At 72.4% G+C, this 25,481-nt stretch carries 21 protein-coding genes and 1 pseudogene; 5 read left to right on the forward strand and 17 right to left on the reverse strand.

Annotated elements, in window-relative coordinates; translation table 11 throughout:
* Together OF819_RS24145 and OF819_RS24150 are read right to left on the reverse strand one after the other, a co-directional pair.
* Positions 1-482 (reverse strand): annotated as a pseudogene (locus OF819_RS24145) (aminoglycoside phosphotransferase family protein); the annotation flags it as partial.
* Between the two features lie 558 nt (positions 483-1,040).
* Positions 1,041-1,247 (reverse strand): hypothetical protein, encoded by a 207-nt coding sequence (locus OF819_RS24150; protein WP_267245731.1) that lies wholly within the window; start codon positions 1,245-1,247, stop codon positions 1,041-1,043.
* Between the two features lie 490 nt (positions 1,248-1,737).
* Between OF819_RS24150 and OF819_RS24155 the strand changes: the two genes are divergently transcribed.
* Positions 1,738-2,943, forward strand: coding sequence for a serine/threonine-protein kinase (locus OF819_RS24155; RefSeq protein ID WP_267245732.1), 1,206 nt, complete (start codon positions 1,738-1,740; stop codon positions 2,941-2,943).
* A 51-nt stretch (positions 2,944-2,994) separates the two neighbouring features.
* Here the strand turns inward: OF819_RS24155 and OF819_RS24160 are convergent, their stop codons facing one another.
* The 8 genes from OF819_RS24160 to OF819_RS24195 form a co-directional block, all read right to left on the reverse strand.
* The gene (locus OF819_RS24160) at positions 2,995-3,813 is read right to left on the reverse strand and encodes a TrmH family RNA methyltransferase (RefSeq protein WP_267245733.1); all 819 of its coding nucleotides are present in this window, start codon (positions 3,811-3,813) and stop codon (positions 2,995-2,997) included.
* A gap of 44 nt (positions 3,814-3,857) precedes the next feature.
* Entirely contained in the window at positions 3,858-5,153 is a 1,296-nt protein-coding gene (cobA, locus tag OF819_RS24165) for a uroporphyrinogen-III C-methyltransferase (protein WP_267245734.1), read from the reverse strand.
* 523 nt (positions 5,154-5,676) lie between these two features.
* Complete coding sequence (gene cobT, locus OF819_RS24170) at positions 5,677-9,156, reverse strand: nicotinate-nucleotide--dimethylbenzimidazole phosphoribosyltransferase (protein ID WP_267245735.1); 3,480 nt, start codon at positions 9,154-9,156, stop codon at positions 5,677-5,679.
* A 333-nt stretch (positions 9,157-9,489) separates the two neighbouring features.
* Positions 9,490-10,782 carry a precorrin-6y C5,15-methyltransferase (decarboxylating) subunit CbiE gene (cbiE, locus tag OF819_RS24175; protein ID WP_267245781.1) on the reverse strand — a complete coding sequence of 431 codons (1,293 nt, stop codon included), beginning with the start codon at positions 10,780-10,782 and terminating at the stop codon, positions 9,490-9,492.
* 122 nt (positions 10,783-10,904) lie between these two features.
* Positions 10,905-11,549 (reverse strand): GNAT family N-acetyltransferase, encoded by a 645-nt coding sequence (locus OF819_RS24180; protein WP_267245736.1) that lies wholly within the window; start codon positions 11,547-11,549, stop codon positions 10,905-10,907.
* A gap of 238 nt (positions 11,550-11,787) precedes the next feature.
* Positions 11,788-12,648 (reverse strand): MetQ/NlpA family ABC transporter substrate-binding protein, encoded by an 861-nt coding sequence (locus OF819_RS24185; RefSeq protein ID WP_267245737.1) that lies wholly within the window; start codon positions 12,646-12,648, stop codon positions 11,788-11,790.
* 86 nt (positions 12,649-12,734) lie between these two features.
* Positions 12,735-13,406, reverse strand: a complete 672-nt coding sequence (locus OF819_RS24190) for a methionine ABC transporter permease (RefSeq protein ID WP_267245738.1) — start codon at positions 13,404-13,406, stop codon at positions 12,735-12,737.
* Positions 13,403-14,518: a methionine ABC transporter ATP-binding protein gene (locus OF819_RS24195; RefSeq protein ID WP_323748962.1), complete on the reverse strand. Its 1,116-nt coding sequence runs from the start codon at positions 14,516-14,518 to the stop codon at positions 13,403-13,405. Before OF819_RS24195 ends, OF819_RS24190 begins: the two co-directional genes overlap by 4 nt.
* A gap of 546 nt (positions 14,519-15,064) precedes the next feature.
* On the opposite strand from OF819_RS24195, the gene OF819_RS24200 reads away from it, so the two are divergent.
* Both OF819_RS24200 and OF819_RS24205 read left to right on the forward strand, forming a co-directional pair.
* Entirely contained in the window at positions 15,065-15,424 is a 360-nt protein-coding gene (locus OF819_RS24200; protein WP_267245740.1) for a hypothetical protein, read from the forward strand.
* A gap of 9 nt (positions 15,425-15,433) precedes the next feature.
* On the forward strand, positions 15,434-15,937 hold the full coding sequence (locus OF819_RS24205) for a hypothetical protein (RefSeq protein WP_267245741.1): 504 nt from the start codon (positions 15,434-15,436) through the stop codon (positions 15,935-15,937).
* Here the strand turns inward: OF819_RS24205 and OF819_RS24210 are convergent.
* From OF819_RS24210 to OF819_RS24220, 3 genes are all read right to left on the reverse strand, one after another.
* The gene (locus tag OF819_RS24210; protein WP_267245742.1) at positions 15,858-16,391 is read right to left on the reverse strand and encodes a GNAT family N-acetyltransferase; all 534 of its coding nucleotides are present in this window, start codon (positions 16,389-16,391) and stop codon (positions 15,858-15,860) included. The two genes, OF819_RS24205 and OF819_RS24210, sit on opposite strands and share 80 nt — an antisense overlap.
* A gap of 37 nt (positions 16,392-16,428) precedes the next feature.
* The gene (locus tag OF819_RS24215) at positions 16,429-16,980 is read right to left on the reverse strand and encodes a sigma-70 family RNA polymerase sigma factor (RefSeq protein ID WP_267245743.1); all 552 of its coding nucleotides are present in this window, start codon (positions 16,978-16,980) and stop codon (positions 16,429-16,431) included.
* Between the two features lie 127 nt (positions 16,981-17,107).
* Entirely contained in the window at positions 17,108-18,283 is a 1,176-nt protein-coding gene (locus tag OF819_RS24220) for a glycerophosphodiester phosphodiesterase (protein ID WP_267245744.1), read from the reverse strand.
* Between the two features lie 215 nt (positions 18,284-18,498).
* Between OF819_RS24220 and OF819_RS24225 the strand changes: the two genes are divergently transcribed.
* Positions 18,499-19,188, forward strand: coding sequence for a lysophospholipid acyltransferase family protein (locus OF819_RS24225; RefSeq protein ID WP_416370615.1), 690 nt, complete (start codon positions 18,499-18,501; stop codon positions 19,186-19,188).
* A 202-nt stretch (positions 19,189-19,390) separates the two neighbouring features.
* On the opposite strand, the gene OF819_RS24230 is transcribed toward OF819_RS24225, so the two are convergent.
* From OF819_RS24230 to OF819_RS24245, 4 genes are all read right to left on the reverse strand, one after another.
* The gene (locus OF819_RS24230; protein ID WP_267245745.1) at positions 19,391-20,938 is read right to left on the reverse strand and encodes an MFS transporter; all 1,548 of its coding nucleotides are present in this window, start codon (positions 20,936-20,938) and stop codon (positions 19,391-19,393) included.
* Complete coding sequence (locus tag OF819_RS24235; protein ID WP_267245746.1) at positions 20,935-21,486, reverse strand: TetR/AcrR family transcriptional regulator; 552 nt, start codon at positions 21,484-21,486, stop codon at positions 20,935-20,937. The genes OF819_RS24230 and OF819_RS24235 overlap by 4 nt, the downstream gene beginning before the upstream one ends.
* Positions 21,487-21,621: 135 nt before the next feature.
* Complete coding sequence (gene argH, locus OF819_RS24240; RefSeq protein ID WP_267245747.1) at positions 21,622-23,052, reverse strand: argininosuccinate lyase; 1,431 nt, start codon at positions 23,050-23,052, stop codon at positions 21,622-21,624.
* Between the two features lie 125 nt (positions 23,053-23,177).
* Complete coding sequence (locus tag OF819_RS24245) at positions 23,178-24,374, reverse strand: argininosuccinate synthase (protein WP_267245748.1); 1,197 nt, start codon at positions 24,372-24,374, stop codon at positions 23,178-23,180.
* A 281-nt stretch (positions 24,375-24,655) separates the two neighbouring features.
* Between OF819_RS24245 and OF819_RS24250 the strand changes: the two genes are divergently transcribed.
* The gene (locus OF819_RS24250; RefSeq protein WP_267245749.1) at positions 24,656-25,384 is read left to right on the forward strand and encodes a L,D-transpeptidase family protein; all 729 of its coding nucleotides are present in this window, start codon (positions 24,656-24,658) and stop codon (positions 25,382-25,384) included.
* Positions 25,385-25,481: the final 97 nt, after the last annotated feature.

Here is a 25,481-nt window from a genome sequence, read left to right on the forward strand (position 1 = left end):
GCCTGCGCGGCCTTCGCCGGTCCGCGCATGGCGGGCAGGGGCCCCGGCAGGCCCGGCAGCTCCGCCGGGGCGGTGCGGTGCAGCCGGGCGAGGAGGGCCGCGGCCTGCTCCCAGGGGGCGGCGTCCGGGTCGCCGGGGTCGACCGGCACTCCGTACGGCCAGGCGCTGACGGGCCTGCCGGCCACGTGTGCGCCGTCGGCGGGGAGCGGCGGCAGGAGGATCCCCGCGAGCCGGGGGTGGGCGGCGACGGCGAGCCGGGTGCGGTGGGCGTCCGGGTCGGTGCCGGGGGCGTGCGCCTTGGCCACGACCGCGTCATGGCGGACCACGGTCCCGTCGTCCCGCTCCGCCAGCACCTGCGCGGCCTGCCCGCAGGCGCGGCACGGGGACCGCCGGCGGGAGGGGGCGGGGGCGTGGGCCACGGACTGTGCGAGATCGGCGAGCAGGCGGACGATGGAGGAGGGGGGCGCGGCGGGTGCGGTCACGGTCTCCCCCTCCGGGCGCCGGCACGGCGTGGCGTGGGCATGGGTTACGGCATGCGCCGGGGCGGCGTCGGTACGGACCTTACGCCCGGGGGCGCGGGCCGTGTCTGGCGGGTCTTTCCCCTGCCCCGCCCCTTCCCGTAACTGGGGGCAAGCCCCCAGACCCCCTTTCACGGGGGCTCCGCCCCCGGACCCCCGCGCCTCAATCGCCGGCGAGGCTGGGATTTGGCGTAGCCAAATTCAGCCCGTTGGGGGCACCTCCGTGGGGGTACCCCCGGACGGAGTCTGGGGGAGGTAGCTGGGGGAGAGTGAGGACACGGCCGAAGCCCGAACCGGGGGTCTGGGGGCTTGCCCCCCCAGTCACGGGAAGTGGGGGTCCCCCCACGCCCCCAGGGCGTAGGGGGAGAGGCAGGGGAGCAACCCCGTACCCCGGACAGCGCGATGGCCGGTCAGCTCCCCAGCTGACCGGCCCACCGCTGCCGTCCGCCGCACCCCCGTCCCCACGGGGCTGTTGGCCGGATGTCCCCGGCCCGGACCGCTCTTCCGGGCCCGGGGCGCCGCTCAGCGCCCCAGCATCACGCCCACGGACGACGCCTGTGCGACCACCGCGTCCCAGCCGCCGAAGACGACCACGAGCAGGGCTGCCAGCGGCAGCACCATGGCCGTTGCGACGAGGGGGTGGCGCGTGCCGGACGGACGGCCGCCGAACGCGGCGAGCGCCTTGCGTTCCCGCGTGCGGATCAGTGTCCGCGGAGCCGTGTCCGCCATGGTCCTCTCCTGTCGTGGTTGGCAGCGGCGGGCGTCTGACCTCGGGGGACGAGTGCTTGCGCCCGCCGCTTGACCTCAACATTAGGGAAACCGGCCGGGCCGGACGTCATGCCCGCGTACCGATTGCCGGGCCTCCCGGAGGATGACCCGCGCGTGCGCCGTGTACTCCCCTGGGTGGAGACGGGGACGTGCGCCTGGGGGTCTTCCCTGAAGGGTCGCTCAGTGCGGGCGGTCAGGTGAGTTCGATCACGCGCCCGGCATTCCCCCGCGCCGGGCCGCACGGGCCGCTCAACTCACCTTCACTGACGGCGCGTTGGGCATGTGCGGGCGGGCCGGGTGGCATGCCGGGGGCCGGTCGGCGACGACATCCGAACGTACGGGAAGGCGCGGCCTATGAGCACACCGGGGCGGGGGTACGTAAGCTGTGCCACGTTGAAAACGGACGACCGGGCAGCAGGGTGGAGCCTTCCACCACACATAGGGGACGGACATGGCGATGATGCGGCTCCGGCGCGAGGACCCGCGTGTCGTCGGCTCGTTCAGGCTGCACCGGCGGCTGGGCGCGGGCGGCATGGGCGTGGTCTATCTGGGCTCCGACCGCCGTGGCCAGCGGGTCGCGCTGAAGGTGATCAGGCCCGATCTGGCGGAGGACCAGGAGTTCCGGTCGCGGTTCGCGCGCGAGGTGTCCGCGGCGCGGCGTATCCGGGGCGGCTGCACGGCCCGGCTGGTGGCCGCGGATCTGGAGGCGGACCGCCCGTGGTTCGCCACCCAGTACGTCCCCGGCCCCTCCCTCCACGACAAGGTGGCCGAGGAGGGCCCGCTGTCGGCCGCCGAGGTGGCCGCGATCGGCGCGGCGCTCTCGGAGGGCCTGGTGGCGGTGCATGAGGCCGGTGTCGTCCACCGGGATCTGAAGCCCTCCAATATCCTCCTCTCCCCCAAGGGGCCGAGGATCATCGACTTCGGCATCGCCTGGGCGACGGGCGCGAGCACGCTGACGCATGTGGGCACGGCGGTCGGGTCCCCGGGGTTCCTCGCGCCCGAGCAGGTGCGGGGGGCCGCGGTCACACCGGCGACGGACGTGTTCTCGCTCGGTGCGACGCTGGCGTACGCGGGCATGGGGGACTCCCCTTTCGGGCACGGCAGTTCGGAGGTCATGCTCTACCGGGTGGTGCACGAGGAGCCGCAGCTGTACGGGGTCCCCGACGCACTGGCCCCGCTGGTACGGGCCTGTCTGGCCAAGGACCCCGAGGAGCGCCCCAGCACCCTCCAGCTGTCGATGCGGCTGAAGGAGATCGCGGCCAGGGAGGCGCAGGGGCTGTCCGACACACGGCCGCCCGCGCAGCGCGGCCATGACAGGGAACGGGAGCGCGACCGGGAGAGGGAGAGGGAGCGTGTCGCGCCGGAGCGGCCCACGGCCCGGTACACCGAACGCGCCGAGCGGCGTACGGGCGGCACGCCGGTGCCGCGTCCGCAGCCGCCGCGTACGACGGGGCGCAACACCGCCCCGCCCAGCGGCCCTCGGGGCTCCCGTCCGCCTCATACGAACGGCCGGCCGCGGCGGACCGGGGCGCCCGTCCGGACCACCTCCACCGGCCGGAGGCCGGCCAATCCACGGCTGCTGCGGCAGCGGATCGTCGTTTTCGTCGTGGTGACGCTGATCGTGGCGCTGGGGATCGCCCTGGCACAGCAGCTCTGATCCCCCCCGGGGCCGGCCCTGCCTCCCCGCGCGGGCCGGGTCAGCCGCGGCTCATGTCCGCGGGCGGCCCGTGGCCACCGCGTAGAAGGCGACCGCGGCCGCGGCCCCCACATTGAGCGAGTCGACGCCGTGCGCCATCGGGATGCGTACCCACTCATCGGCGGCGACCAGGGCCTGGGTGGACAGCCCGTCCCCCTCCGCGCCCAGCATCAGCGCGACGCGCTCCAGCCGGTGCGGGGCCGCCTCGTCGATGGCGGCGGCCTTCTCGTCGGGGGTCAGGGCGAGGAGCTTGAAGCCGGCTTCCCGCACCGCCTCCAGGCCCTTGGGCCAGGAGTCGAGCCGTGCGTACGGGACCGAGAAGACGGCGCCCATGGAGACCTTGACGGAACGGCGGTAGAGGGGGTCGGCGCAGTCGGGCGAGAGCAGCACCGCGTCCATGCCGAGGGCCGCGGCGCTGCGGAAGATCGCACCTATGTTGGTGTGGTCGTTGACGGACTCCATGACGGCCACGCGGCGCGCGGTGCGCAGCAGTTCCTCCGCCGCGGGGAGCGGCTTGCGCTGCATGGAGGCGAGCGCGCCGCGGTGGACGTGGTAGCCGGTGACGCGTTCGGCGAGCTCCGGGCTCACCGCGTACACGGGTGCCGGGAGCTCGTCGATCACATCGCGCATGACGTCGACCCACTTGGCCGACAGCAGCATCGACCGCATCTCATAGCCGGCGTCCTTGGCGCGCCTGATGACCTTCTCGCCCTCCGCGATGAACAGCCCTTCGGCGGGTTCGCGCCTGCGGCGCAGCTCGACGTCGGTCAGGCCGGTGTAGTCGCGCAGGCGCGGGTCGTCGGGGTCCTCGACAGTGATGAGATCGGCCACGGTGTGATACTGCCCCTTCGGTGGTGCGGCGCCAACGGGCGTGGTCACTCGGGCTGGTCCGGCGCGCCGACGCCGACGGTGACGACGTCGCCGACCACGATGACGGCAGGCGGCCGTACGTCCTGCGTCCTGACGGTCTCCGCCACGGTGGCCAGCGTCGCGTCGACCCGGCGCTGGGCGGAAGTCGTGCCCTCCTGGATCAGGGCGAGCGGTGTGGCCGGGTCCTTGCCGTGCGCGATCAGCGCCTCGGCGATCGCGCCGATCTTGTCGACCGCCATCATCAGGACCAGCGTGCCGCGCAGCTTGGCCAGGGACTGCCAGTCGACGAGGGAACGCGGGTCGTCGGGGGCGACATGACCGCTGACGACCGTGAACTCATGGGCCACACCGCGATGGGTGACGGAGATGCCCGCGGCGCCGGGCACGGAGATCGAGCTGGAGATGCCGGGGACGACGGTGCAGGGGATGCCGTGCTCGGCGAGGGCCTGAGCCTCCTCCATGCCGCGGCCGAAGACGAAGGGGTCGCCGCCCTTGAGGCGGACGACCGCCTTGCCGGCCTTGGCGTGCTCGATCAGGGCGTTGTTGATGGCCTCCTGGGCCATAAAACGGCCGTACGGGATCTTCGCGGCGTCGATCACCTCGACGTGCGGCGGGAGTTCGTCGAGGAGGTCGCGCGGGCCGAGGCGGTCGGCGATGACGACGTCCGCCTCGGCGAGGAGACGACGGCCGCGGACGGTGATCAGGTCCGGGTCGCCGGGGCCGCCGCCGACGAGCGCGACGCCAGGGGTCCGCTCGCGGTGGTGCGGCGCGGCGAGCGTGCCGTCGCGCAGGCCCTCGACGATGGCGTCGCGCACGGCGGCGGAGCGCCGTGGGTCGCGCCCGGTGAGGACCGCGACGGTCACGCCTTCGGAGCGGCCGGTGGCCGGGGTCCAGGCGGTGGCGGCGTTCGCGTCGTCGGAGCGTACGCACCAGGTGCGGGTGCGTTCGGCTTCGGCGGAGGCGAGGTTGTTGGCCGCGGGGTCGGAGGTGGCGATGAGGGCGTACCAGGTGTCGGCGAGGTCGCCCTCCTGGTAGCGCCGCTGCTCCCAGCGGATCTCACCGGCCTCGGCCATCGCCTCGACGGAAGGTGTCGCGGACGGCGAGATGAGGATGATGTCCGCACCAGCGGCGATCAGGGCGGGGAGGCGGCGCTGGGCGACCTGGCCGCCGCCCAGGACGACGACGCGCCGCCCGGAGAGGCGGAGCCCTACGGGGTAGGCGGGGTGCGGGTCGCCTGCGCCGACGGCGGCGGCTGGGTCGGCTGGGTCGGCGTACTGAGCGTGCTCCACATGCTCGGCCATGGTGGTGCGGGCTCCTCGTGCGGGACGGGCGGGCGGGCCGCTGCGGCGGTGAAGCGGCTGGTGGGCGGGGTGGCAGACCCCGTCGCCCCACCTTACGGTGCGGGTGACGCCTGTGGGCGTCGGGCACCTGACAAGGCGCGGGTGCCGGGGCGCGGCGGGGGCCTCCCCGGCGACCCCGCCCGTTCGTACCCGCTGCCCGGGGCCCGGGCAGGCGCCATTCCCACCCACCCGCCCGTTTCCAGCACCTCGCCAGGCGCGGCCGGGGGACCTTCCCGCACCCCGAACGCTCGTGCCAGCCACCCGAGGCCCAGGCAGGCGCCCAGGCGCGAGCCAGTGGCCCCGGAGCCGCACCCGGCGCGGGCCGGGGGCCTCCCCGGCGACCCCGCAGGTTCGTGCCAGCCACCCGAGGCCCGGGCAGGCGCCATTCCCACCCACCCGCCCGTTTCCAACACCTCGCCAGGCGCGGCCCGGGGGACCTTCCGGCACCCCGAACGGTGCGGGACGGCGGACTCGGGTGCGGGGGCTACTTCTCTGTCACGCCCGCGGAGTCGAACGTCGCGACCTCGTGCATCGCGCGTGCCGCGCTCTGCACAAGGGGGAGGGCCAGCAGCGCGCCCGTGCCCTCGCCGAGGCGGAGGTCGAGGTCGACGAGGGGGCGCAGCCCGAGCTTGTTGAGGGCGGCGACATGGCCCGGCTCCGCGCTGCGGTGGCCGGCGATGCAGGCGGCGAGGGCCTCGGGCGCGATCGCCCGCGCCACCAGCGCCGCCGCGCCCGCGCTCACCCCGTCCAGGACGACCGGCGTCCGCAGCGACGCGCCGCCGAGGATGAAGCCGACCAGCGCCGCGTGCTCAAGGCCGCCCACCGCCGCGAGGACTCCGACGGGGTCCGCCGGGTCGGGGGCGTGGAGTTCCAGGGCACGGCGGACGACGTCGACCTTGCGGGCGAGCATCTCGTCGTTGATGCCGGTGCCCCGGCCCGTGATCTCGCTGGGGTCCATGCCCGTGTAGACGGCGATGAGCAGCGCGGACGCGGTGGTGTTCGCGATGCCCATCTCACCCGTCAGCAGGGCCTTGTTGCCCGCGGCCACCAGATCCCGCGCCGTCTCGATGCCCACCTCGATCGCCGCGTGGACCTCTTCGCGGCTGAGCGCGGGCCCGGTGGTGAAGTCCGCGGTGCCGGGGCGGACCTTCCGCGGCAGCAGGCCGGGCGTCGCGGGCAGGTCCGCGGCCACGCCCACGTCGACGACGCAGACCTCCGCGCCCACCTGGTTGGCGAACGCGTTGCACACCGCCCCTCCACCGAGGAAGTTGGCGACCATCTGGGCCGTGACCTCCTGGGGCCAGGCGGTCACACCCTGGGCGTGCACCCCGTGGTCGCCCGCGAAGATCGCGACGGCCGCGGGCTCCGGGACCGGCGGCGGGCACATCCGGGACAGCCCGCTGAGCTGCGCGGAGATGATCTCCAGCATGCCCAGCGCCCCGGCCGGCTTGGTCATGCGCTTCTGCCGCTCCCACGCCTCGCCGAGCGCCTTGGCGTCCAGCGGGCGGATATTGCCGACCGTCTCCTGGAGCAGATCGTGCGGCTCCTCGCCCGGCAGGGCGCGCCGGCCGTAGGTCTCCTCGTGGACGACCCACGACAGCGGGCGTCGCTTGGACCAGCCGGCCTGCATCAGCTCCGGCTCCTCCGGGAATTCGTCGACGTATCCGACGCAGAGGTACGCGACGACCTCAAGGTGCTCCGGCAGGCCGAGCGCCCGGACCATCTCACGCTCGTCGAAGAAGCTGACCCAGCCCACGCCGAGGCCCTCCGCGCGGGCGGCGAGCCACAGGTTCTCGACGGCGAGGGCGGAGGAGTACGGGGCCATCTGCGGCTGGGTGTGCCGGCCGAGGGTGTGGCGGCCGCCCCGCGTCGGATCGGCGGTGACGACGATGTTCACGGGCGTGTCGAGGATGGCCTCGATCTTCAGTTCCTTGAACTGCTTGGCGCGGCCCTTCGGCAGCGACTTCGCATACGCCTCCCGCTGCCGCTGGGCCAGCTCGTGCATGGTGCGGCGGGTCTCGGCGGAGCGGATGACCACGAAGTCCCAGGGCTGGGAGTGGCCCACGCTGGGGGCGGTGTGAGCCGCTTCGAGGACCCGCAGCAGCACATCGTGCGGGATCGGGTCGGAGCGGAAGCCGTTGCGGATGTCGCGGCGCTCGCGCATCACGCGCAGCACCGCCTCCCGCTCGGCGTCGGCGTAGCCGGGCGCGGGCCCGTCCTCGGGCGCGGCGGCCGGGACGGTTGCGGGCTCCGCGGCCGCTTCCTGCGCACTTTCCTGTTCCTGCGCCTCTTCCTGCTGCTCTTGCTGCTGCTCTTCCTGCTCCTTCACAGCCGGTTCGCCGTCGGCGGCCTCGGGCTGCCGCACCGGCTCCGCCTGCTGCTCGGTCTCGGGCCCGGCGTCGGGGTCGGACTGCGGTACGGGCTCAGGGGCCGCCGCTTCCGGCGCAAGCGGCTCACGCTCCGGCTCCGGCTCGGCCGCCCTGTCCGCGTGCTGTGCGACGGGCTCCGGAGCCGACTCCGCGGGCTCCGCGGGCTCCGCGGGCTCCGTCGGCTGCTCGACCGAACGCGGCGCGGGCACGACGGCGGCCGGCGCGGGCTGGGGCTCCTCCCCCGTCGTCGCCGCTGGGACGACCGTTTCTGCTGAGGCGACAGGCGGCTCGGGCTGCTGCTGGGTCTCGGGTGACTGACGAGGCAGCTGAGCCACAGGGGGCTGCGGGTCCCACGGGATGCCCGCCTGCGGCGGGATCTCGCCGAGCTGGGGTCCCGGCAGCACGGCTGCCGCGTCCTCACTCGGCACGTCCAGGTATTCGAGCCCCGAGACCGCCGGCGGGTCCTGAGGGTCCGCGGCAGCCTGCTCCGGCTCCGCCGCCGCGGGCTGCTCCAGCTCTGCCGTCACCGGCTCGGCGGGCGGCTGCTCGGCGGCCACGGGCTGAGCGGGCAGCGGTTCGGCGGGCTGCGGCGCTGCCTGCGGCACGGCCGCCGGGCCGCGGTCGGCGAGGGAGCGTACGACCCCGCTCGGCGGCTCGGGGACGGGCGGACCCATGTGCAGGGGACGGCGGGGGGCCGGCGTCGGCGCGGCGGTCGTGGCGACCGGCGGAGTGCGTACGCCCCCGAGGTCCACGGAGCCCGAGTCCCGGCCGCCCATCTCGTGCGCGCCGGGCACCTGCTCGTCCGGCGCGGGCGCGGCGGGTGCGGCGGGTGCGGCGGGTGCGAGGGACTCCTGCGGCATGGCGCTCTGCGGCGCGGCCGGCTGCCGCACGGCAGCGGCGGCGCGCTCGGCGGTCCGGTCCCCCGGCTCCGGCGCCCCCTGCGGCTCCGCCGCGACGGGTTCCTGGGCGACGGGGGCCTGCAGCGTGCCGGGCTCCCGGGCCGCGAGCTGCTCCGCCGCGGCAGCCACCGGCTCAGCCGTGGCCGCAGCCACGGACGCCTGCGGTGCGACCGGCTCAGACGTCACCGACTGCTCCGCCGTGGCAGGTTCCTGGGCGACGGGAGCCTGCGGAGGCAGCGCGACGACGGGAGCCTGCGGCGCGGCGGGCTGCTGGGCCGCGAGCTGCTCCGGGGCGACGGCCATCGGCTCGGCCACGGCCACGGGCTCCTGCGGAGCCACGGCTTCCGGCGCGGCCGTCGCGGCGACCGGCGCGGCGGCTTCCGCAGTCGCCTGCTCCTCCTGCTGCTGCACCGGCATGGGCGCCTGCGCCTGGGCGGGCTCCGGCGACGCAGGTACGGGTACGGGCGCGGGCGCTGGTACGGGCGCGGAGGCTGGCGCGGGCATGGGCTGCGGCGCGACCGGCTGCGGGTCGCTCCACGCCCCCGCCGAGCCGGGCATCAGCAGCAGATCGTCCTCGTCGGCGGTGTCAGAGGAGTCCAGAAAGGTGTACGCGCCCGGAGCGGGGACGCCCGGCTGCTCCACCAGCCTGGCGTTCTCCGGCAGCCCCTCGCCCGGGACCTGGCCGGTGTCAGTCATGCGTACCCCTCGCCCATCGCTTGTGATCCTTCGCCCTATGGCCGGGGCGCTCGCACAGCGGCGCACCCCGCGCCCGTCAACAAGAACGAGCGGGTGCGCCACGCGGCACGATGGCCCCCGGCAGCAAGCATTCTCGCGGCCGATCGCCTCTGCGGCACGCAGTTCTGCCGCGGTTCGGTGTGGACTGCGCCACGTCGCGCGCCCCCCGATTCCGACCTACCACAGCCGGAGCCCAATGCGGCCCCTTTTTCCGGACATTGGTGAACTAATTGCTGAACGCCCGGCTGCGGTACAACGATCGGCCAGCCTACCCCGCGCCGCCCCTCCGCGGGGTCACGGGGCGCGGTCGGGCTGCCGGGGCGCGGCCCTGCCGGAGAGCAGGAAGACGACGCAGCGGTCGCGCTCCGCCCAGTCGGCGGTGTCGAGTTCGACGGACTGGAGCAGCGAGCACTCGACGGTGTAGCCGCCGGCGGCCAGGGCCGCTCCGACGGCCTCGGCCTCGTCGCGGGTGGTGGCATGGGCGACGATGCGTTCGGGGCGGCGTTCGGCGCAGGCGGTGACGACGGCGACGCCGCCGCCTCCGACCCGTACGACGTCGGGCTCGGGCAGCCGTTCGAGCACCTGCGGGGCGTCGCCGTGCACCGTCTGGAGCTGTACGCCGAAACGGCGGGCGGCGGCCTCGGTCGTGGCGCAGGCGGCGGGGTCGGCGTCGACAGCGATCACCGCCGCGCCGAAGCGGGCGGCCTCCACGGCGAGTGCGCCGCTGCCGCAGCCGATGTCCCACACCAGGTCGCCGTAGCGCGGCCCGAGGCGGGCCAGCTGCGCGGCGCGCAGTTCGGGGGCGGCGCCCGGACTCCCGACAGCCCCTTCGCCGCCGCTGTCCCCCCTGTCCCCCCTATCCGCGTTCCCTGCCCCGTACTCCCTGGGGGAGAGCGCCCAACCCCGCACCGGGGGCGGGTAGCCCAGGTCGCGGCCCATGGCCCAGCCGCCCGCGCCGTTGCCGGACGGTGTGCCGCCCCCGCCCGCGCCGCCGATGACGATGACCACGTTGGGGTCGCTCCAGACGTGGTCGGCGGCCTTGTCCGAGGTGAGGACGGTGACCTGTTCGCGTTCCGTGCCGAGTTCCTCGCAGATGACGAAGGTGCGGTGCACTCCGTCGAGCAGGAGGGCCAGTTCGGCGGGGCCGGCGCCGGGCGAGGTGAGGACGGCGACCTTGCCGTGGGCCCGGCAGACGTTGACGGCACGGCGCAGCGTGCGGGCGTGAGCCACGACGATCTGGGCGTCGTCCCAGGGCATTCCCGCGCGGGCGAAGGCGGCGGCGACGGAGGAGACGGCGGGCACCACCTCGACCTCAAGCCCGTACTCCGGCGCACGCAGGGTGCGGACGACTCCGAAGAACCCGGGGTCTCCGTCGGCGAGGACGACCGCGGTGCCGCGGTGGCCGGCGATCCGCCGGGCGGCGAGGTCGACGCTCCCGAGGCGGATCCGTTCCGCCTCGCCGGGCACCTCGGGGAGGGCCAGGTGGTGGGCGGCTCCGGCCACGAGGGTGGCGGCGGAGAGGGCGGAGACGGCCGCGGCGGTGAGGGGCGAGCCGTCCCAGCCGATCACCGTGACCCGGTCGGCCATCGTCGTCAGTCTCCTGGTGTCGTCGCAGCTGGTGAGCCGCCCGCAGGCTGCGGGCACGGTGAGATTACCCGGAGTCCGGCGGCGTCGCGTCGCCGCCTGCCGCGGCCGGCGGGCTGCCGGGGTCAGTTCCAGTCGGTGAAGGAGGCGTATCCGGCGTCCGCGAGCTGGTCGGCCGCGCCCTCCAGGTCCTCGGGCAGCAGGCTCCAGACGATCAGATCGGTGCGGATGTCGGTCCAGCTGCCGTCCTCCGTCTGGGTGCGCGCTATCCACGCGTTGCGGAGCACTCCCTCGCTGATGCAGCCGATCTTCTGGGCGACCTGCTGGGAGGCGGTGTTGTCGGCGGCGGTGCGCAGCTCCAGGCGTTCGAAGCGCTGGTCGCGGAAGAGCCACTGGGCGACGGCGAGCAGGGATTCGGTGGCGTAGCCCTCGCCGCGCGCCCAGGGGGCGGTGACAAAGGCGGCTTCGGTCGACAGTGTGCGCCAGTTGGTGTGCTGCAGCTGGACGATCCCGACGAGCCGCTGGGTGAGGAACTCGGTCACCGCGAAGACGATGCCGCGGCCTTCGCGGCGCTCGGCCGGGGCGGTGGTGCGCACCCAGGTCTCGGAGTCGGCGGCGGTGTAGGGGTGGGGTGCGGAGGTCCAGGCGGTGACCAGTTCGTCGTTCATCATCTCGGTGAGCGCCGGGACGTCGGCGGCTTCGAAGGGGCGCAGCACCAACCGCTCCGTGCTGATGGACACGTCCGGGAAGGTCGTCATGCGCATCTCCATGCCGGTCTGGCGTGCCGGTCGCCGAGTGGTGACCGCTGTTGTCGCGTGGGGCGTTGTGGCTCGTGTGGTGTGTAGCCGTGAAGGCACAGCATGCAACATCGGGCGGGGAGCGCGCATGGCCGGGTCCGGTACTGCCCGGGGGACAGCGAGGCCCGCGCCCCGGCACAGACTTTCCAACGCGGTGTTGAAATGCGCTGTTCACAGGGCGCGGGCCTGGCGGTCCGTCAGCGGCTGCCGGTTACCCGGCGGCTGAGAAGGCGGGGATGACGGAGCCGTCGTAAGTGTCCTCGATGTACTTCTTCACCTCGGGCGAGTTGAGGAGCCCGACGAGCTTCTTGACGCGCGGGTCGTTCTCGTTGCCTTCCTTGACGGCGAGGAAGTTGGCGTACGGATTGCCTTCGGCCTTCTCCAGCGCCAGGGAGTCGGCGGCGGGCTTGAGGTCCGCCTCGATGGCGTAGTTGCCGTTGATGACGGCGGCGTCCACGTCGTTCAGGGCGCGGGGCAGGGTGGCGGCCTCCAGCTCCTTGAACTTCAGGCCCTTGGGGTCGGCGATGTCGGAGAGCTTGGCGTCGGCGCCCGCGCCGTCCTTGAGGGTGATCAGGCCGTTGTCGGCGAGCAGCTTGAGCGCGCGGCCCTCGTTGGTGGTGTCGTTGGGGACGGCGACGGTCTGGCCGGCCTTGAGGTCCTTGAGGTCCTTGGCGCTCTTGGAGTAGAGGCCGAGCGGCTCCAGGTGGACGTCGGCGACGGGCACGATGTGGGTGCCGTTCTTCTTGTTGAAGTCGTCGAGGTAGGGGCGGTGCTGGAAGAAGTTGGCGTCGACCTGCCCGCTCTCGGTGGCGGTGTTCGGCAGGACGTAGTCCGTGAACTCCTTGACCTCCAGCTTGAGGCCGGCCTTGGCGGCGAGCTTGTCCTTGACGTAGGTGAGGATGTCGGCGTGCGGCGTCGGGGACGCGGCGACGACGAGCGGCTTGGATGCGTCGGCCTTGCCGGAGCCGGAGTCCGGGTCGGAGGCGGTGCCGCAGGCGGTGAGGCCGAGGGCGAGCGCGGCGGAGGCCGAGGCGGCCAGGGGGAGCTTGGTGTTCTTGATGTTCTTGAGCACGAAGAGTGCCTCTTTCTGGTGGTGCGGTTGACGCCCGGACAAGGAGTGCGGGCCGGTGGGTGCCGGGAAAGGGGTGCGGCGGCCGCTCAGGCGGCGGCGCGGCCCCGGCGGGCCAGCAGCCGTACGACGGTGTCGCCGATGAGCTGCACCGCGGTCACGATCGCGATCAGGATGATGACCGTGATCAGCATGAACTGGGTCTCGAAGCGCTGGAACCCGTAGGTGACGGCCTTGGAGCCCAGTCCCTCGCCGCCCACCGCGCCGGCCATCGCCGAGTAGCCGACGAGGACGATGACGGTGGTGGTGACGGCGGACACCAGCGACGGCAGGGCCTGCGGCAGCAGAACCTTGCGCACGACGGCGGGGATGGAGCCGCCCATCGACTGGACGGCTTCGACCAGCCCGTGGTCGACCTCGCGGATGGCGGTCTCGACGAGCCGGGCGAAGAAGGGGATGGCGCCGACGGCGAGCGGCACGATCATCGCGGTGGGGCCGATGAAGGTGCCGACGACAAGCTGGGTGAACGGGATCAGCGCGATCAGCAGGATCATGAACGGCAGGGAGCGGCCGATGTTCACGATCACCCCGACGACCCGGTTCAGGGGGATGTTCTGCAGCAGTCCGCCCTTGTCGGTGAGCACGAGGAGCACACCGAGCGGGAGCCCGCCGAGTACGGTGACGAGCGTGGACCACAGCACCATGTAGAGGGTGTCGAGGGTGCCCTGCTGAAGCAGCGGCTGCATCTCGGACCAGGTCACTTGGCGGCCTCCTCGACCAGGTCGGGGCTGTCGTCCGCCGCGGCGGACGAGGTGTCGTCCACGACGTCGATCTGCAGGCCCTGTTCGCGCAGGAAGCCGACGGGGACGACGTTCTCCTCGTACCGTCCGGGCAGTTCGATGCGCATACGGCCGATCTGCCGGCCGCCGACGGTGTCCATCGCGGCGCCGAGGATCGAGATGTCGATGTTGTACGTGCGCGAGAGCTGGGAGATCACCGGCTGGGTCGCGGTCTCTCCGTGGAAGGTCACGTCGAGCACGGTGCGGTCGGGTCCCGAGGCGCGGCCGCCGACGGGGAACAGCTCACGGGCCAGCTCGGAGCCGGGGGTGGCCAGCAGTTCGCTGACCGTGCCGGACTCCACGACCTTGCCCTTCTTCATCAGGGCTGCCGAGTCGCAGACGGTCTTGACGACATCCATCTCGTGGGTGATGAGCAGCACGGTGAGGCCGAGTTCGCGGTTGAGGTCGCGCAGCAGCGTCAGGATCGAGCGGGTGGTCTCGGGGTCGAGGGCGCTGGTGGCCTCGTCGGAGAGCAGCACCTTGGGGTCGCCGGCGAGCGCCCGGGCGATGCCGACGCGCTGCTTCTGGCCGCCGGAGAGCTGTCCGGGGTATGCCTTGGCCTTGTCGGCGAGGCCGACCAGGTCGAGCAGCTCCAGGGCCTTGCGGGAGCGCTCCGCGCCGGAGACCTTGAGGATCTCCAGGGGCAGTTCGACATTGTCCTGGACGGTGCGTGAGGACAGCAGGTTGAAGTGCTGGAAGACCATGCCGATGCGGCTGCGGGCGGCGCGCAGCTCCTTGCTCGCGCGCGGGCCGCGGCCGGCGAGGGCGGTCAGGTCCCGGCCGTCGACGGTCACGGTGCCGGCGGTGGGGCGCTCCAGCAGATTGACGCAGCGGATGAGGGAGGACTTCCCGGCGCCGCTCTGGCCGATGACGCCGAAGACCTCGCCTTCTCGCACCTGGAGGTCGACGCCGTCGAGGGCGGTGACCTCGCGGCCTCGTGACTGATAGACCTTGGTCAGGCCTGTTGTGGTGATCACAGGGGTTTCCGTCGCTGTCGAGTGCGCGGCGCGGTGTGTGCGCCGCGCACGGGGCATTCGGGTGTGGAATGTCGGCAGACAGCCGGGCGCATACGGCGGGTCCGGCCGGGCGGCCGGGCGGTGTGTGCGCGGGGTGTCGGTCCGGGGGCGGCGGCTGGGCGCAGGCGGACGCCGGACACGGCGTGGCTGTCGATTCTCGCTTCGGGGCGCGAGCGTGCGGCAGGGGCCCTCAGAAGGCGCACATTCGACACATACAACGAGCACCGGGCGTCGTTTTCGCCTCGGTCGCAAGGGTGCGGCTGCTCGTCCTGGTCATGGCGGCAAGTAAAGCAGACGGGCTGATGAACCGATCACGCATGTCCGCATTCCGGACGCGCGCAACGCGGCATAGGGACGGTGTGGGCGTATGCCCTACGTGCGAGCCGACCGGGGGCGGGCCGTGATCCAGGGGCCTGACCTGTGCGGACACCGTGAGCCCGGCGACAGGGCGGGCAGCCCCTGGCCGTCCGGCGCGCACACCGGGCTGTGGTCAAGACCACTGCCTCCGGTCACCCCGCGGGCCCGCCCGCATCGGGCCTTTCAGCCCGTAATACTCTCTGAGCCATGCTTGACGCCCTGACGATCGCGATCGGTGTGACCGCGGTCGCCCTCGCCGCCTGGTGTGGCTTCGCCGCCTACCGCGACCAGCCGACCAAGGACTGGCATTTCCTCGGCATGGCCGTGGTGACGCTGCTGGCCTTCGCCCAGCTGGCGGTCGGCGTCGTCCAGCTCGCGCGGGGCGAGGAACCCCACGAGGGCACGGCGATCTTCCTGGCGTATCTGATCGGCTCGTTCGCCGCCGTTCCCGCCGCCGGGTTTCTGTCGCTGGCGGAGCGGACCCGGTGGGGTTCCGCGACGGTCGCGGCCGGGGCGATCGTGCTGGCGGTGCTGGAAGTGCGGCTCTACGACATCTGGAAGGGCTGAGGGGCTTCCATGACCGAGAACCACGCCGAGAACCGCCCCGCGAACGCTCCGGCAACCGCCCCGGCAGAGGCGTCGAAGACCCCGCGGAGTCAGCTCGTCAAGGGCCCCGGCCTGCTGCTGGTGTGGCTGTACGGAGTGATGTCCGTCGGCTCGGTGTCGCGCTCCGCCTACCAGATCCTCACCGAGTTCGACCGTGCGCCGCTGGCGTACACGCTGTCCGCGGTGGCGGCCGTGGTGTACGCGTTCATCACCTACACGCTGGTACGCGGCGGTGAGACGGCCCGCAGGGCGGCGCTGGCGTGCTGCGCGGCGGAGCTTGCGGGCGTGCTGATCGTGGGGACCTGGACGCTGCTGGAGCCGTCGCTGTTCCCCGACGACACGGTGTGGACGACGTACGGCATGGGCTATGTCTTCATTCCGGTGCTGCTGCCGGTCACCGGGATGCTGTGGCTCCGCAGGCCTCGGGCTGCGCAGCCTTCACGGCGTCCTTCACAGCGTCCTTCTCCAGGGTGACGACCGTCAGCCGCGGCCCCGCTCGCTCGCTGGAGACCGGCGCATAGCCCCGGCTGCGGTACAACCGCAGATTGCCCTCGCTGCGATGCCCGGTGAACAGCTGGAACCGCTTGGCGGCCGGGTCCTCGGCGAAGAACGCCTCGATCGCGTCCAGGAGCCGCCCGCCCAGGCCATGGCGCTGCATTCTGGGGTGGACGATGAGCTTGGCGATACGGGCCGTGCCCGCCCCGTCGACCTCTCCGCGCACGGAGGCCACCACCTCGTCGCCGAGCCTGGCCACCAGGGCGCAGCCCCGGGCGACTTCCGCCTTGAGGTCGTCGAGCGTCTGGGTGAGGGGCTCGATGCCGTAGTCCCCGTACAGCTCGGCCTCGCTCTGGTAGCACAGATACTGGAGCTTGAGGATGTGCTCCGCGTCCTGCTCCGTCGCCGCTGAGATGGTCACGCTCATGCCCATGTGCGCATGCCTCCCGCTCACCTGTCCCGCCGGTTGTCTACCGCTCCTTTCCCCGAAGTTCAGGAGCCGCAACCTCTGCCGAGAGCATTCTGCGCAGGCATCCCAGGCAACGGGAACGCATTGGCCCCAAACTCCCTTGTGAGATACCCAACTCTCCTGCGATTTCTCGGTAGGTCGGGTCGTTTGGGGACAACATCGCAGTCAGCAGCCGTGGGCAGTTGCCAGGCGTGCGGGCGACGGCGGCCCGGATCGCCCGCCGCCGCTCGGCCTTCAGGGCGGCCGGCTCGGGGGTGCCCGCACAGTCCTGTGCGGGGTCGGTGACGGGCTCTTCGGCGTACGGCAGTTCCCGGGCCGCCGTCCTGCGGGCGCGGCGCGCTTCCGCACGTACCGCCCGTCTGACCCAGCGGGCCGCGTCCGGCGGAGGGCCGTCGCCGTCGAGGCGCTCCAGCAGCCGCAGCCAGACGGCCTGTTCGAGGTCGCCTGGCTCCATGGCGGCGGCTGGGGCTTCGGCGGTGGCCTCGGCGTTCACCAGCGGGCGCAGCGCGCTGACGACATGGGCGGAGGCCGCCGTTTCGTCGAGAAGCGTCATGCCCCGCGGGACGTGCCACGGCGCGGCGGCGGTTTCCGCCCGACGCCAGTGTCACCCGTACGCAGGGCCCTGCGGATCGCAGTTGACGCGCAGGGCCCTGGCAGCCGAGATGGCCGGTCGCGGCGGTTCAGCCGTGGAAGTCCGCGGCGGCCAGCAGACCGGTGTCCGGGTGATCGGTGAAGATCCCGTCGATGCCGGTCGCGAGGTATGTGCGGTAGGCGCCGAAGACGTCGCCGAACGCGTCGGGGTCCGTGCCGCGCCGGAAGTCCGCGGGCAGGAAGGTGTTCTCGTTGCGCATCGTGTAGGGGTGCAGGATGAGCCCCTTGCGGTGGGCGTCCCGTACGAGGGTGGTGGGCGTGCCGAGCTTGCCGTCGGCGTCCTTGGGGATGACCAGGTCCAGGACGGGGCCGATGCCCTGCGCGAAGGAGGCGATCCACTTCAGGCCCTCGGGCGTGATCAGATCGGCCGTGGTGCGCGGGTCTTTGGTGACCGTGAAGTCCCAGGGCCGGTAGTCCGCGGTCCACAGCAGCACCACACGCGGCGAGGAGACCAGCTTCGCCATCCGCTGCATGCTGGTCGGCTCGAACGACTGAAGGAAGACCGGCGAGTTGTGACGGTGCCGTCCGTACCGGCGCAGCAGCCGGGCCAGCGGCTCCTCCAGGCCGAGCCCCAGCTCGCGGAAGTAGGTGGGGTGCTTGGTCTCGACATGGAGCCAGACGGGGCAGCCGCGGCGGCGGCCCTCCTTGTCGGCCCAGCGCAGCACCTCTTCGAAGGTCGGGATGGTCCAGCGGCCGTCATAGAGGGTGTTGTCCGGGCGGGTGGCGGGGATGCGCTCCTTGGCGCGCAGCGTCTTCAGCTCGGCGAGGGTGAAGTCCTCGGTGAACCAGCCCGTGATGGCCGTTCCGTCCACGGTCTTGGTCGTCTTGCGGGAGGCGAACTCCGGGTGGTCCGCGACGTCCGTCGTGCCCGTGATGTCGTTCTCGTGACGGCAGACGAGATGGCCGTCCTTGGTGGGCACCAGGTCCTGCTCGATGACGTGCGCGCCCATGTCGAGCGCGAGCTGATAGGAGCCGAGGGTGTGCTCGGGGCGGTAGCCGCTGGCGCCGCGGTGGGCGATGACCGTGGGGACGGGCAGCTGCCTGTACGAGCCCGGGCGGCGGCCATGACCATGGCCGCGGCCGTGCTCCTGTGCGGCCGCCGGAGAGGCTCCGGCCACACCCGCCCCGAGTGCGGCCGTGCCGCCGAGCACCGCGGCTCCCAGCACCGTCCGTCGTCCCGGAGTTCTGTCCGCGCCCTTGGTCATCGACTCTCCTCTGATCTCTCGCTGAGGGTCCTGCACCTGACAAGCAGCGTCCGATGGTAGGCGGTCGCCCCTGACGCACGGCAGACCGGGGGCCAACGCCCGGGCAACGTACGTCAACACTGCGTATCCGATCTGTGAACCCGATGTGCGATCTGCCGAGACCCGCGAGTATCGTCCTCACCTGCACGGACCTTGCGGTCCTGCGCCCGCCGTCCATGACACCGGAGGACCCGTTGTCCCGCTTGTCGCTCATCAAGGCAGTGCTCGGACCGATCCTGCGCCTGATGTTCCACCCGCGGGTGGAAGGCGCCGAGAACATCCCGGACTCGGGCCCGGTGATCCTCGCCGGCAACCACCTGACCTTCATCGACTCGATGATCCTTCCGCTGGTCACGGACCGCCCGGTGTACTTCATCGGCAAGGACGAGTATGTGACGGGCAAGGGCCTCAAGGGCCGGCTGATGGCCTGGTTCTTCACCGGCGTCGGCATGATCCCCGTGGACCGCGACGGGGCCAACGGCGGTGTGGCGGCGCTGATGACGGGCCGTCGGGTGCTGGAGGAGGGCAAGCTCTTCGGCATCTACCCGGAAGGCACCCGCTCCCCCGACGGCCGCCTCTACCGCGGCCGCACCGGCATCGCCCGGCTCACGCTCATGACCGGAGCGCCGGTCGTGCCCTTCGCCATGATCGGCACCGACAGGCTCCAGCCGGGCGGCGCGGGCCTCCCCCGCCCCGGCCGGGTCACGGTCCGCTTCGGCGAGCCGATGGAGTTCTCCCGCTACGAGGGCATGGACCGGGACCGGTATGTGCTGCGGGCGGTGACGGACTCGGTGATGACGGAGGTCATGAGGCTGTCGGGGCAGGAGTATGTCGACATGTACGCAACGAAGGCGAAGGCGGCGTAACTACATAACTACTGGGGGCTTCGCCCCCAGACCCCCGGTAGGGCCGTAGCCCCGCCGACGTTGGAAGCACACATTCAGCCCCGTCGGCACTTGAGGCGCAAAGGGCCAGAAACCCAGCCCCGCCGGCGTTTGAGGCGCAAGAGGCAGCACACTCAAGCCCCGCCGGCGTTTGAGGCGCGGGGGTCCGGGGGCGGAGCCCCAGTTACGGGTGGTCCGCGTGCGCCTCAAGGCGCTGGCCCCGCAGCAGGAACCACGCCGCCGCCGCAGTGGCCAGCAGCACCACCGCGCTGACGGCCGCGGCGACATGCAGACCGTCGACAAAGGCCCGCTGCGCCGCGGCGACCAGCGCCGCGCCCGTCTCGCCGGGCACCCCGGCCGCCGCCTCCACCGCGCCGCCGAGGGACTCATGCGCGGCGGACGCGACCCCCACGGGGATTCCGTCCGGCGTCGCGAAGCCGCGGTAGACGCCGGTGACGATGGAGCCGAGCAGCGCGATGCCGAGCGCCGCGCCCAGCTCGTACGCCGTCTCGGAGACCGCGGAGGCCGCCCCCGCCTGCTCCTTCGGCACGCTGGAGAGGATCACATCGGCGGTGACGGTGAACGAGAAGCCGGCCCCGGCGCCGACGACCAGCAGGATCGCGCCGAGCAGCGGATAGCCGGTGGACTGGCTGACCAGGGTCAGCCCGCCGAGCGCGAGGCCCACCGCGGCCAGGCCGCCGGCCACCACGCCCCGTACCGAGAAGCGCCGGGCGACGGCGCCCGCCGCCAGTCCGGTGGCGACCGCGCCGATCGCCGCGGGCAGTTCGGCGAGTCCGGCCTCGAAGGGCCGCCGTTCCTGGACCAGTTGGAGGAACTGGGAGAGGAAGAACACCAGACCGGACAGGCCGAGGATGGTCAGCAGGTCCGCGAGGACGGCTCCGGAGAAGCCCCGGTGCCGGAACAGCCGCATATCGAGCAGCGGCGCGGGCAGGGTGAGCTGTCTGCGGACGAATCCGTACAGAGCGGCCAGTCCGATCACCGCCGCGGCTCCCGCCTGCCAGCTCGGGCCATGGGTGGCCGCTTCCTTGATCGCGTACACGACGGCGACCATGCCGATGAGCGAGAGGGCGACGCTGGCCAGGTCCCAGGGGCCCGTGACCGGGTTCTTGGACTCGGGTATCAGCTTGACGCCGACGAGGACGAGGATGGCCATGACCGGCAGGTTGATCAGAAAGACCGAGCCCCACCAGAAGTGCTCCAGCAGGAATCCTCCGACGACGGGCCCCACGGCCGCGCCCGCGGAGGCCATCGCGCCCCAGATGCCGATGGCGAGGCTGCGCTCCCGGGGATCGTGGAAGATGTTCCGGATGAGCGCGAGCGTGGCGGGCATAAGGGTCGCGCCGGCGACGCCGAGCAGCGCACGGGCGGCGATCATCAGCTCGGGGGTGGTGGCGTAGGCGTTGAGCACGGAGACCGCGCCGAACGCCACCGCTCCGGTCAGCAGCAGCTTTTTGCGGCCGATCCGGTCGCCGAGGCTGCCCATGGACACCAGGAGTCCGGCGATGACGAAGGAGTAGACATCGCCGATCCACAGCAGCTGGGTGGCCGACGGTCCGAGGTCCTCGCTGAGGAACGGCGTGGCCAGGCCGAGCACCGTGGCGTCGACGGCCACCAGCAGCACGGCCAGGGCCAGCACCGCGAGGGCGAGCCAGCGCCCGGGCCGGTGCAGGGTGTCGTCCGTCCCGGTAGCGCGCCGGACGGTACTGGTCATTGCTCCACACTCCGCTGTGCTCCGCCGAGCAGCAGCTCGGCGATCATGTACTGGAAATCGTTCTTGGCGACCCGGCCGTCCATGACGGCCCAGGCGCAGGCGCCGATGAGGCCGTACAGCGCCTCGGTCAGCCAGGCGGGCGGGAGGTCGATGCGGAACTCGCCCCGTTCCTGGCCGCGCCGGAAGAGGGCGGCGACCCGGGCGTCCAGCCGGGCCCAGCCCTCGTTGACCTGGTCGCCCTCGAAGAGCTGGTTCTCGGTGACGAGGAAGGCCAGCAGATCGGCCGCCGGCTCCATCTCGGCGATCAGCCGCCGCAGTGCGTCGCTCGCACCGCCCTCGTCGACCCGGGCCCGGTCGAGGGCCGCTTCGAACTCCTGGATGCCGAGCCCCTCAAGGGCTCTGACCAGGGCGTCCCGCCCGGCGAAATGCCGGTGCAGGGTGGCGCGTCCGATGCCGGCGGCCCGGGCGACCTCGTCCATCGTGGCGGTCGACTTACGGGAGAGCAGAGCGGCGGCGGCCTTGAGTACCTGATCACGATCCATAGCCATGAGACAACCATATCCCATATGAGACATGGATGTCTCACTCGGGAGGTGAGTGCCTCAGATGAAACAGCGACGCCGCCCTGCTCGGGACGAGCAGGGCGGCGTAACGGAGAACGGAGAGGAGAGACGGGCGCAGCGCTACCGCTTGGCCGTGGCCCAGGCGCGCTGGACCGCGAGATCCTCCTTGACTTCGGCGAGCTGCACGGCGACCGCCGCGGGCGCCGTGCCGCCGCGGCCGCTGCGGGAGGCGAGCGCGCCGGGGACGTTCAGCACGGTGCGAACCTCGGGCGTCAGATGCGGTGAGATCTTGGCGAACTGCTCATCGGTGAGCTGGTCCAGCTCGATCCCGTGCCGCTCGCACTCCTTGACGCACTCCCCCGCGACCTCGTGCGCCACCCGGAACGGCACGCCCTTGCGGACCAGCCACTCGGCGATGTCCGTGGCGAGCGAGAAGCCGGCCGGAGCCAGCTCCTCCATCCGCTCCCGGTTGACGGTGAGCGTGGCCATCATCCCGGTGAAGGCCGGGAGCAGCACCTCCAGCTGGTCGCAGGAGTCAAAGACGGGCTCCTTGTCCTCCTGCAGATCACGGTTGTACGCGAGCGGCAGCGCCTTCAGGGTGGCCAGCAGCCCCGTCAGATTGCCGATGAGCCGGCCGGACTTGCCGCGCGCCAGCTCGGCGATGTCCGGGTTCTTCTTCTGCGGCATGATCGACGAGCCGGTGGAGAAGGCGTCATGGAGGGTGACGAAGGAGAACTCCTTGGTGTTCCAGAGGATGATCTCCTCGGCGATCCGCGACAGGTTCACCCCGATCATCGCCGTGATGAAGGCGAACTCCGCGACGAAGTCACGGGAGGCCGTCCCGTCGATCGAGTTGCCGGCTGAGCCGTGCTCGAAGCCGAGGTCCCTGGCGACCGCCTCGGGGTCGAGGCCGAGCGAGGAGCCGGCGAGCGCGCCGGAGCCGTACGGGGAGACGGCCGTGCGCTCGTCCCACTGGCGCAGCCGCTGGGCGTCCCGGGACAGGGACTGGACATGGGCGAGCAGATGGTGGGCGAAGAGGACCGGCTGCGCGTGCTGGAGGTGCGTACGGCCCGGCATGGCGACGTCCGGATGCGCCTCGGCCAGCCCGACGAGCGCCTCCTGCAGCTCTGTGATCAGCCCGCCGATGATCCGGGCGTGGTCGCGCAGATACATCCGGAAGAGGGTGGCGACCTGGTCGTTGCGGGACCGGCCGGCGCGCAGCTTGCCGCCGAGGTCGGGGCCGAGCCGCTCCAGCAGTCCGCGCTCCAGGGCGGTGTGCACGTCCTCGTCGGCGACGGTGCCGGTGAAGGAGCCGTCGGCGACATCCGCTTCCAGCCGGTCGAGGCCCGCCAGCATCCGGGTCAGCTCGTCGTCGGTGAGCAGTCCGGCCGTGTGGAGCACGCGGGCATGGGCGCGCGAGCCGGCGATGTCGTACGGGGCGAGACGCCAGTCGAAGTGCACCGACGCCGACAGTTTGGCCAGCGCCTCGGCCGGGCCGTCGGCGAAGCGGCCGCCCCAGAGCCGGACGTCACCGTTGTCACTGCTGCTCACTGCTCTAGCTCCTCAACAGGGGTGGATGTGCCGCTGCCTCCCCGGCCGCGGAGGGGGCGGGGAGGCAGCGCGACGCACGGTGTAACGAGCGAACGCCTCAGGCGAGGTCACGTCGGGCTGTCGGGCTATGCCCGCGATTGACGCCGTGCCGCGATCTTCGACGAGAGGCCGAAGATGTCGATGAAGCCCTGGGCCTTCGACTGGTCGAAGGTGTCCCCGGTGTCGTACGTGGCGAGGTTGAAGTCGTACAGCGACTGGTCGGACCTCCGGCCCGTGACGACGGCGCGGCCGCCGTGCAGGGTCATCCGGATGTCGCCGGTGACATGCTGGTTGGCCTCGTTGACAAAGCCGTCCAGGGCGCGCTTGAGCGGGGAGAACCACAGACCGTCGTAGACCAGCTCGCTCCAGCGCTGCTCGACCTGCCGCTTGTAGCGGGCCAGCTCGCGCTCCACGGTGACGTTCTCCAGCTCCTGGTGGGCGGTGATCAGCGCGATGGCGCCGGGCGCCTCGTAGACCTCGCGGGACTTGATGCCGACGAGCCGGTCCTCGACCATGTCGATCCGGCCGACGCCCTGCGCGCCCGCCCGCTCGTTGAGCTGCTGGATCGCCTGGAGGACGGTGACCGGCTTGCCGTCGATGGCGACCGGCACGCCCTCCTTGAAGGAGATGATCACCTCGTCGGCGTCGCGCGGGGTGGCCGGGTTGGAGGTGTACTCGTAGATGTCCTCGATCGGCGCGTTCCAGATGTCCTCCAGGAAGCCGGTCTCGACGGCCCGGCCGAAGACGTTCTGGTCGATGGAGTACGGGGACTTCTTGGTGGTCGCGATCGGGAGCTGCTTCGCCTCGCAGAAGGCGATCGCCTTGTCGCGGGTCATCGCGTAGTCGCGGACCGGTGCGATGCACTTCAGATCGGGCGCGAGCGAGGCGATGCCGGCCTCGAACCGGACCTGGTCATTGCCCTTGCCGGTGCAGCCGTGGGCCACGATCGAGGCGTTGTGCTTCTGCGCCGCGGCCACGAGGTGCTTGACGATGGTCGGCCGGGAGAGGGCCGAGACCAGCGGGTAGCGGTCCATGTAGAGGGCGTTGGCCTTGATCGCCGGGAGGCAGTACTCCTCGGCGAACTCGTCCTTGGCGTCGGCGACCTCCGCCTCGACGGCACCGCAGGCGAGCGCGCGCTTGCGGATGACGTCCAGGTCCTCGCCGCCCTGGCCGACGTCCACGGCGACGGCGATGACCTCGGCGCCCGTCTCCTCGGCGATCCAGCCGATGGCGACGGAGGTGTCCAGACCGCCCGAGTAGGCGAGTACGACGCGCTCGGTCACTGGTTTCTCCTTACGGTGCATGCCCTGCATTCAACGATGGGTATAACTATGCAGACCTCCGTATGTTTTGTCAAAGGTGTTCTGGGGCGGATGCGGCAGCACTGACGATCCGCCGTGGCACGACTTCATCGAGCACTTCGCCGAGGCGTAAGCCTCCCTCGACGGCCCGCCGCCCCTGCCGCTGCCGCTGCCCGTGCGGGCGGACTGACGGGGGGCTTCGCCCGCCCGGACGGCGCAGTGCGGGCGGCGGCGGGCAGGCCGTGCGCATACGGTCATGAACCATGCGCCCCTCATCGGCACTTCGCTCCGTGCTGCTCCTGCTCGCCGCCGGCTCGATGGCGGCCGCGCCCCCCGCAGGCGCGGCCGCAGCGGATCGGCCCGTGCCGCTGCCGCATCGGATGGCCGACACCGGAGGCGGCCGTCAGCTGATCACTGCCGAGGCGCCGGGCCCCGGCGCCACGACCGGCCGGGTGACCTGGTGGGACCGGCGGCGCGGCGGGCGCTGGGTGGCGGCGGGGTCGGCCCCGGCCCGCTTCGGGGCGAACGGCCTGGTGGCGGGCGACCGCCGCGAGCAGGGCACATCGACCACGCCCGCCGGTCTGTACGACCTGCCGTACGCCTTCGGCATCGAGGCCCCGCCCGCGGGTACGGAATACCCCCATCGCAGGGTGACGCAGACGTCCTGGTGGTGCCAGGACAACGCGTCACGGTCGTACAACCGGTGGGTGGAAGGGCTGCCCGAGGACTGCCGGGCCGCGGAGTCCGAGCATCTGGCCGACTACCGCACGCAGTACGCGCAGGCGCTGGTCATCGGCTTCAACTACCACCGGCCCGTGCGGGGCCGCGGCGCGGGCATCTTTCTGCACGTCAACGGGAAGGGCGCGACGGCGGGTTGTGTGTCCGTCCCCAAGGACGCCATGGAGCGCATCCTGGCGTGGGTGGACAGGGGGCGGGAGCCGCATATCGCGATCGGGACGGCGGGCGGGGAGACGGCGATCACGCGCTACTGAGCGGACGCCCGCGCTGCACGTCCCCGGACCCCCGCTCCTCAAACTCCCCCAGACTCCGTCCGGGGGTACCCCCAGGGGGACCCCACGGAGGTGCTCC

The sequence above is a fragment of the Streptomyces sp. PR69 genome, from assembly GCF_026420845.1.
Lineage (GTDB): Bacteria > Actinomycetota > Actinomycetes > Streptomycetales > Streptomycetaceae > Streptomyces.

Coding starts and splice junctions, on each gene's coding strand:
- OF819_RS24150 (WP_267245731.1), bottom strand. CDS start 1,247: ATGGCGGACACGGCTCCGCGGACACTGATCCGCACGCGGGAACGCAAG.
- OF819_RS24155 (WP_267245732.1), top strand. CDS start 1,738: ATGGCGATGATGCGGCTCCGGCGCGAGGACCCGCGTGTCGTCGGCTCG.
- cobA (WP_267245734.1), bottom strand. CDS start 5,153: ATGGCCGAGCATGTGGAGCACGCTCAGTACGCCGACCCAGCCGACCCA.
- cobT (WP_267245735.1), bottom strand. CDS start 9,156: ATGACTGACACCGGCCAGGTCCCGGGCGAGGGGCTGCCGGAGAACGCC.
- cbiE (WP_267245781.1), bottom strand. CDS start 10,782: ATGGCCGACCGGGTCACGGTGATCGGCTGGGACGGCTCGCCCCTCACC.
- OF819_RS24180 (WP_267245736.1), bottom strand. CDS start 11,549: ATGGAGATGCGCATGACGACCTTCCCGGACGTGTCCATCAGCACGGAG.
- OF819_RS24195 (WP_323748962.1), bottom strand. CDS start 14,518: ATGCCCCGTGCGCGGCGCACACACCGCGCCGCGCACTCGACAGCGACG.
- OF819_RS24200 (WP_267245740.1), top strand. CDS start 15,065: ATGCTTGACGCCCTGACGATCGCGATCGGTGTGACCGCGGTCGCCCTC.
- OF819_RS24205 (WP_267245741.1), top strand. CDS start 15,434: ATGACCGAGAACCACGCCGAGAACCGCCCCGCGAACGCTCCGGCAACC.
- OF819_RS24210 (WP_267245742.1), bottom strand. CDS start 16,391: ATGGGCATGAGCGTGACCATCTCAGCGGCGACGGAGCAGGACGCGGAG.
- OF819_RS24215 (WP_267245743.1), bottom strand. CDS start 16,980: ATGACGCTTCTCGACGAAACGGCGGCCTCCGCCCATGTCGTCAGCGCG.
- OF819_RS24220 (WP_267245744.1), bottom strand. CDS start 18,283: ATGACCAAGGGCGCGGACAGAACTCCGGGACGACGGACGGTGCTGGGA.
- OF819_RS24225 (WP_416370615.1), top strand. CDS start 18,499: ATGACACCGGAGGACCCGTTGTCCCGCTTGTCGCTCATCAAGGCAGTG.
- OF819_RS24230 (WP_267245745.1), bottom strand. CDS start 20,938: ATGACCAGTACCGTCCGGCGCGCTACCGGGACGGACGACACCCTGCAC.
- OF819_RS24235 (WP_267245746.1), bottom strand. CDS start 21,486: ATGGCTATGGATCGTGATCAGGTACTCAAGGCCGCCGCCGCTCTGCTC.
- OF819_RS24250 (WP_267245749.1), top strand. CDS start 24,656: ATGCGCCCCTCATCGGCACTTCGCTCCGTGCTGCTCCTGCTCGCCGCC.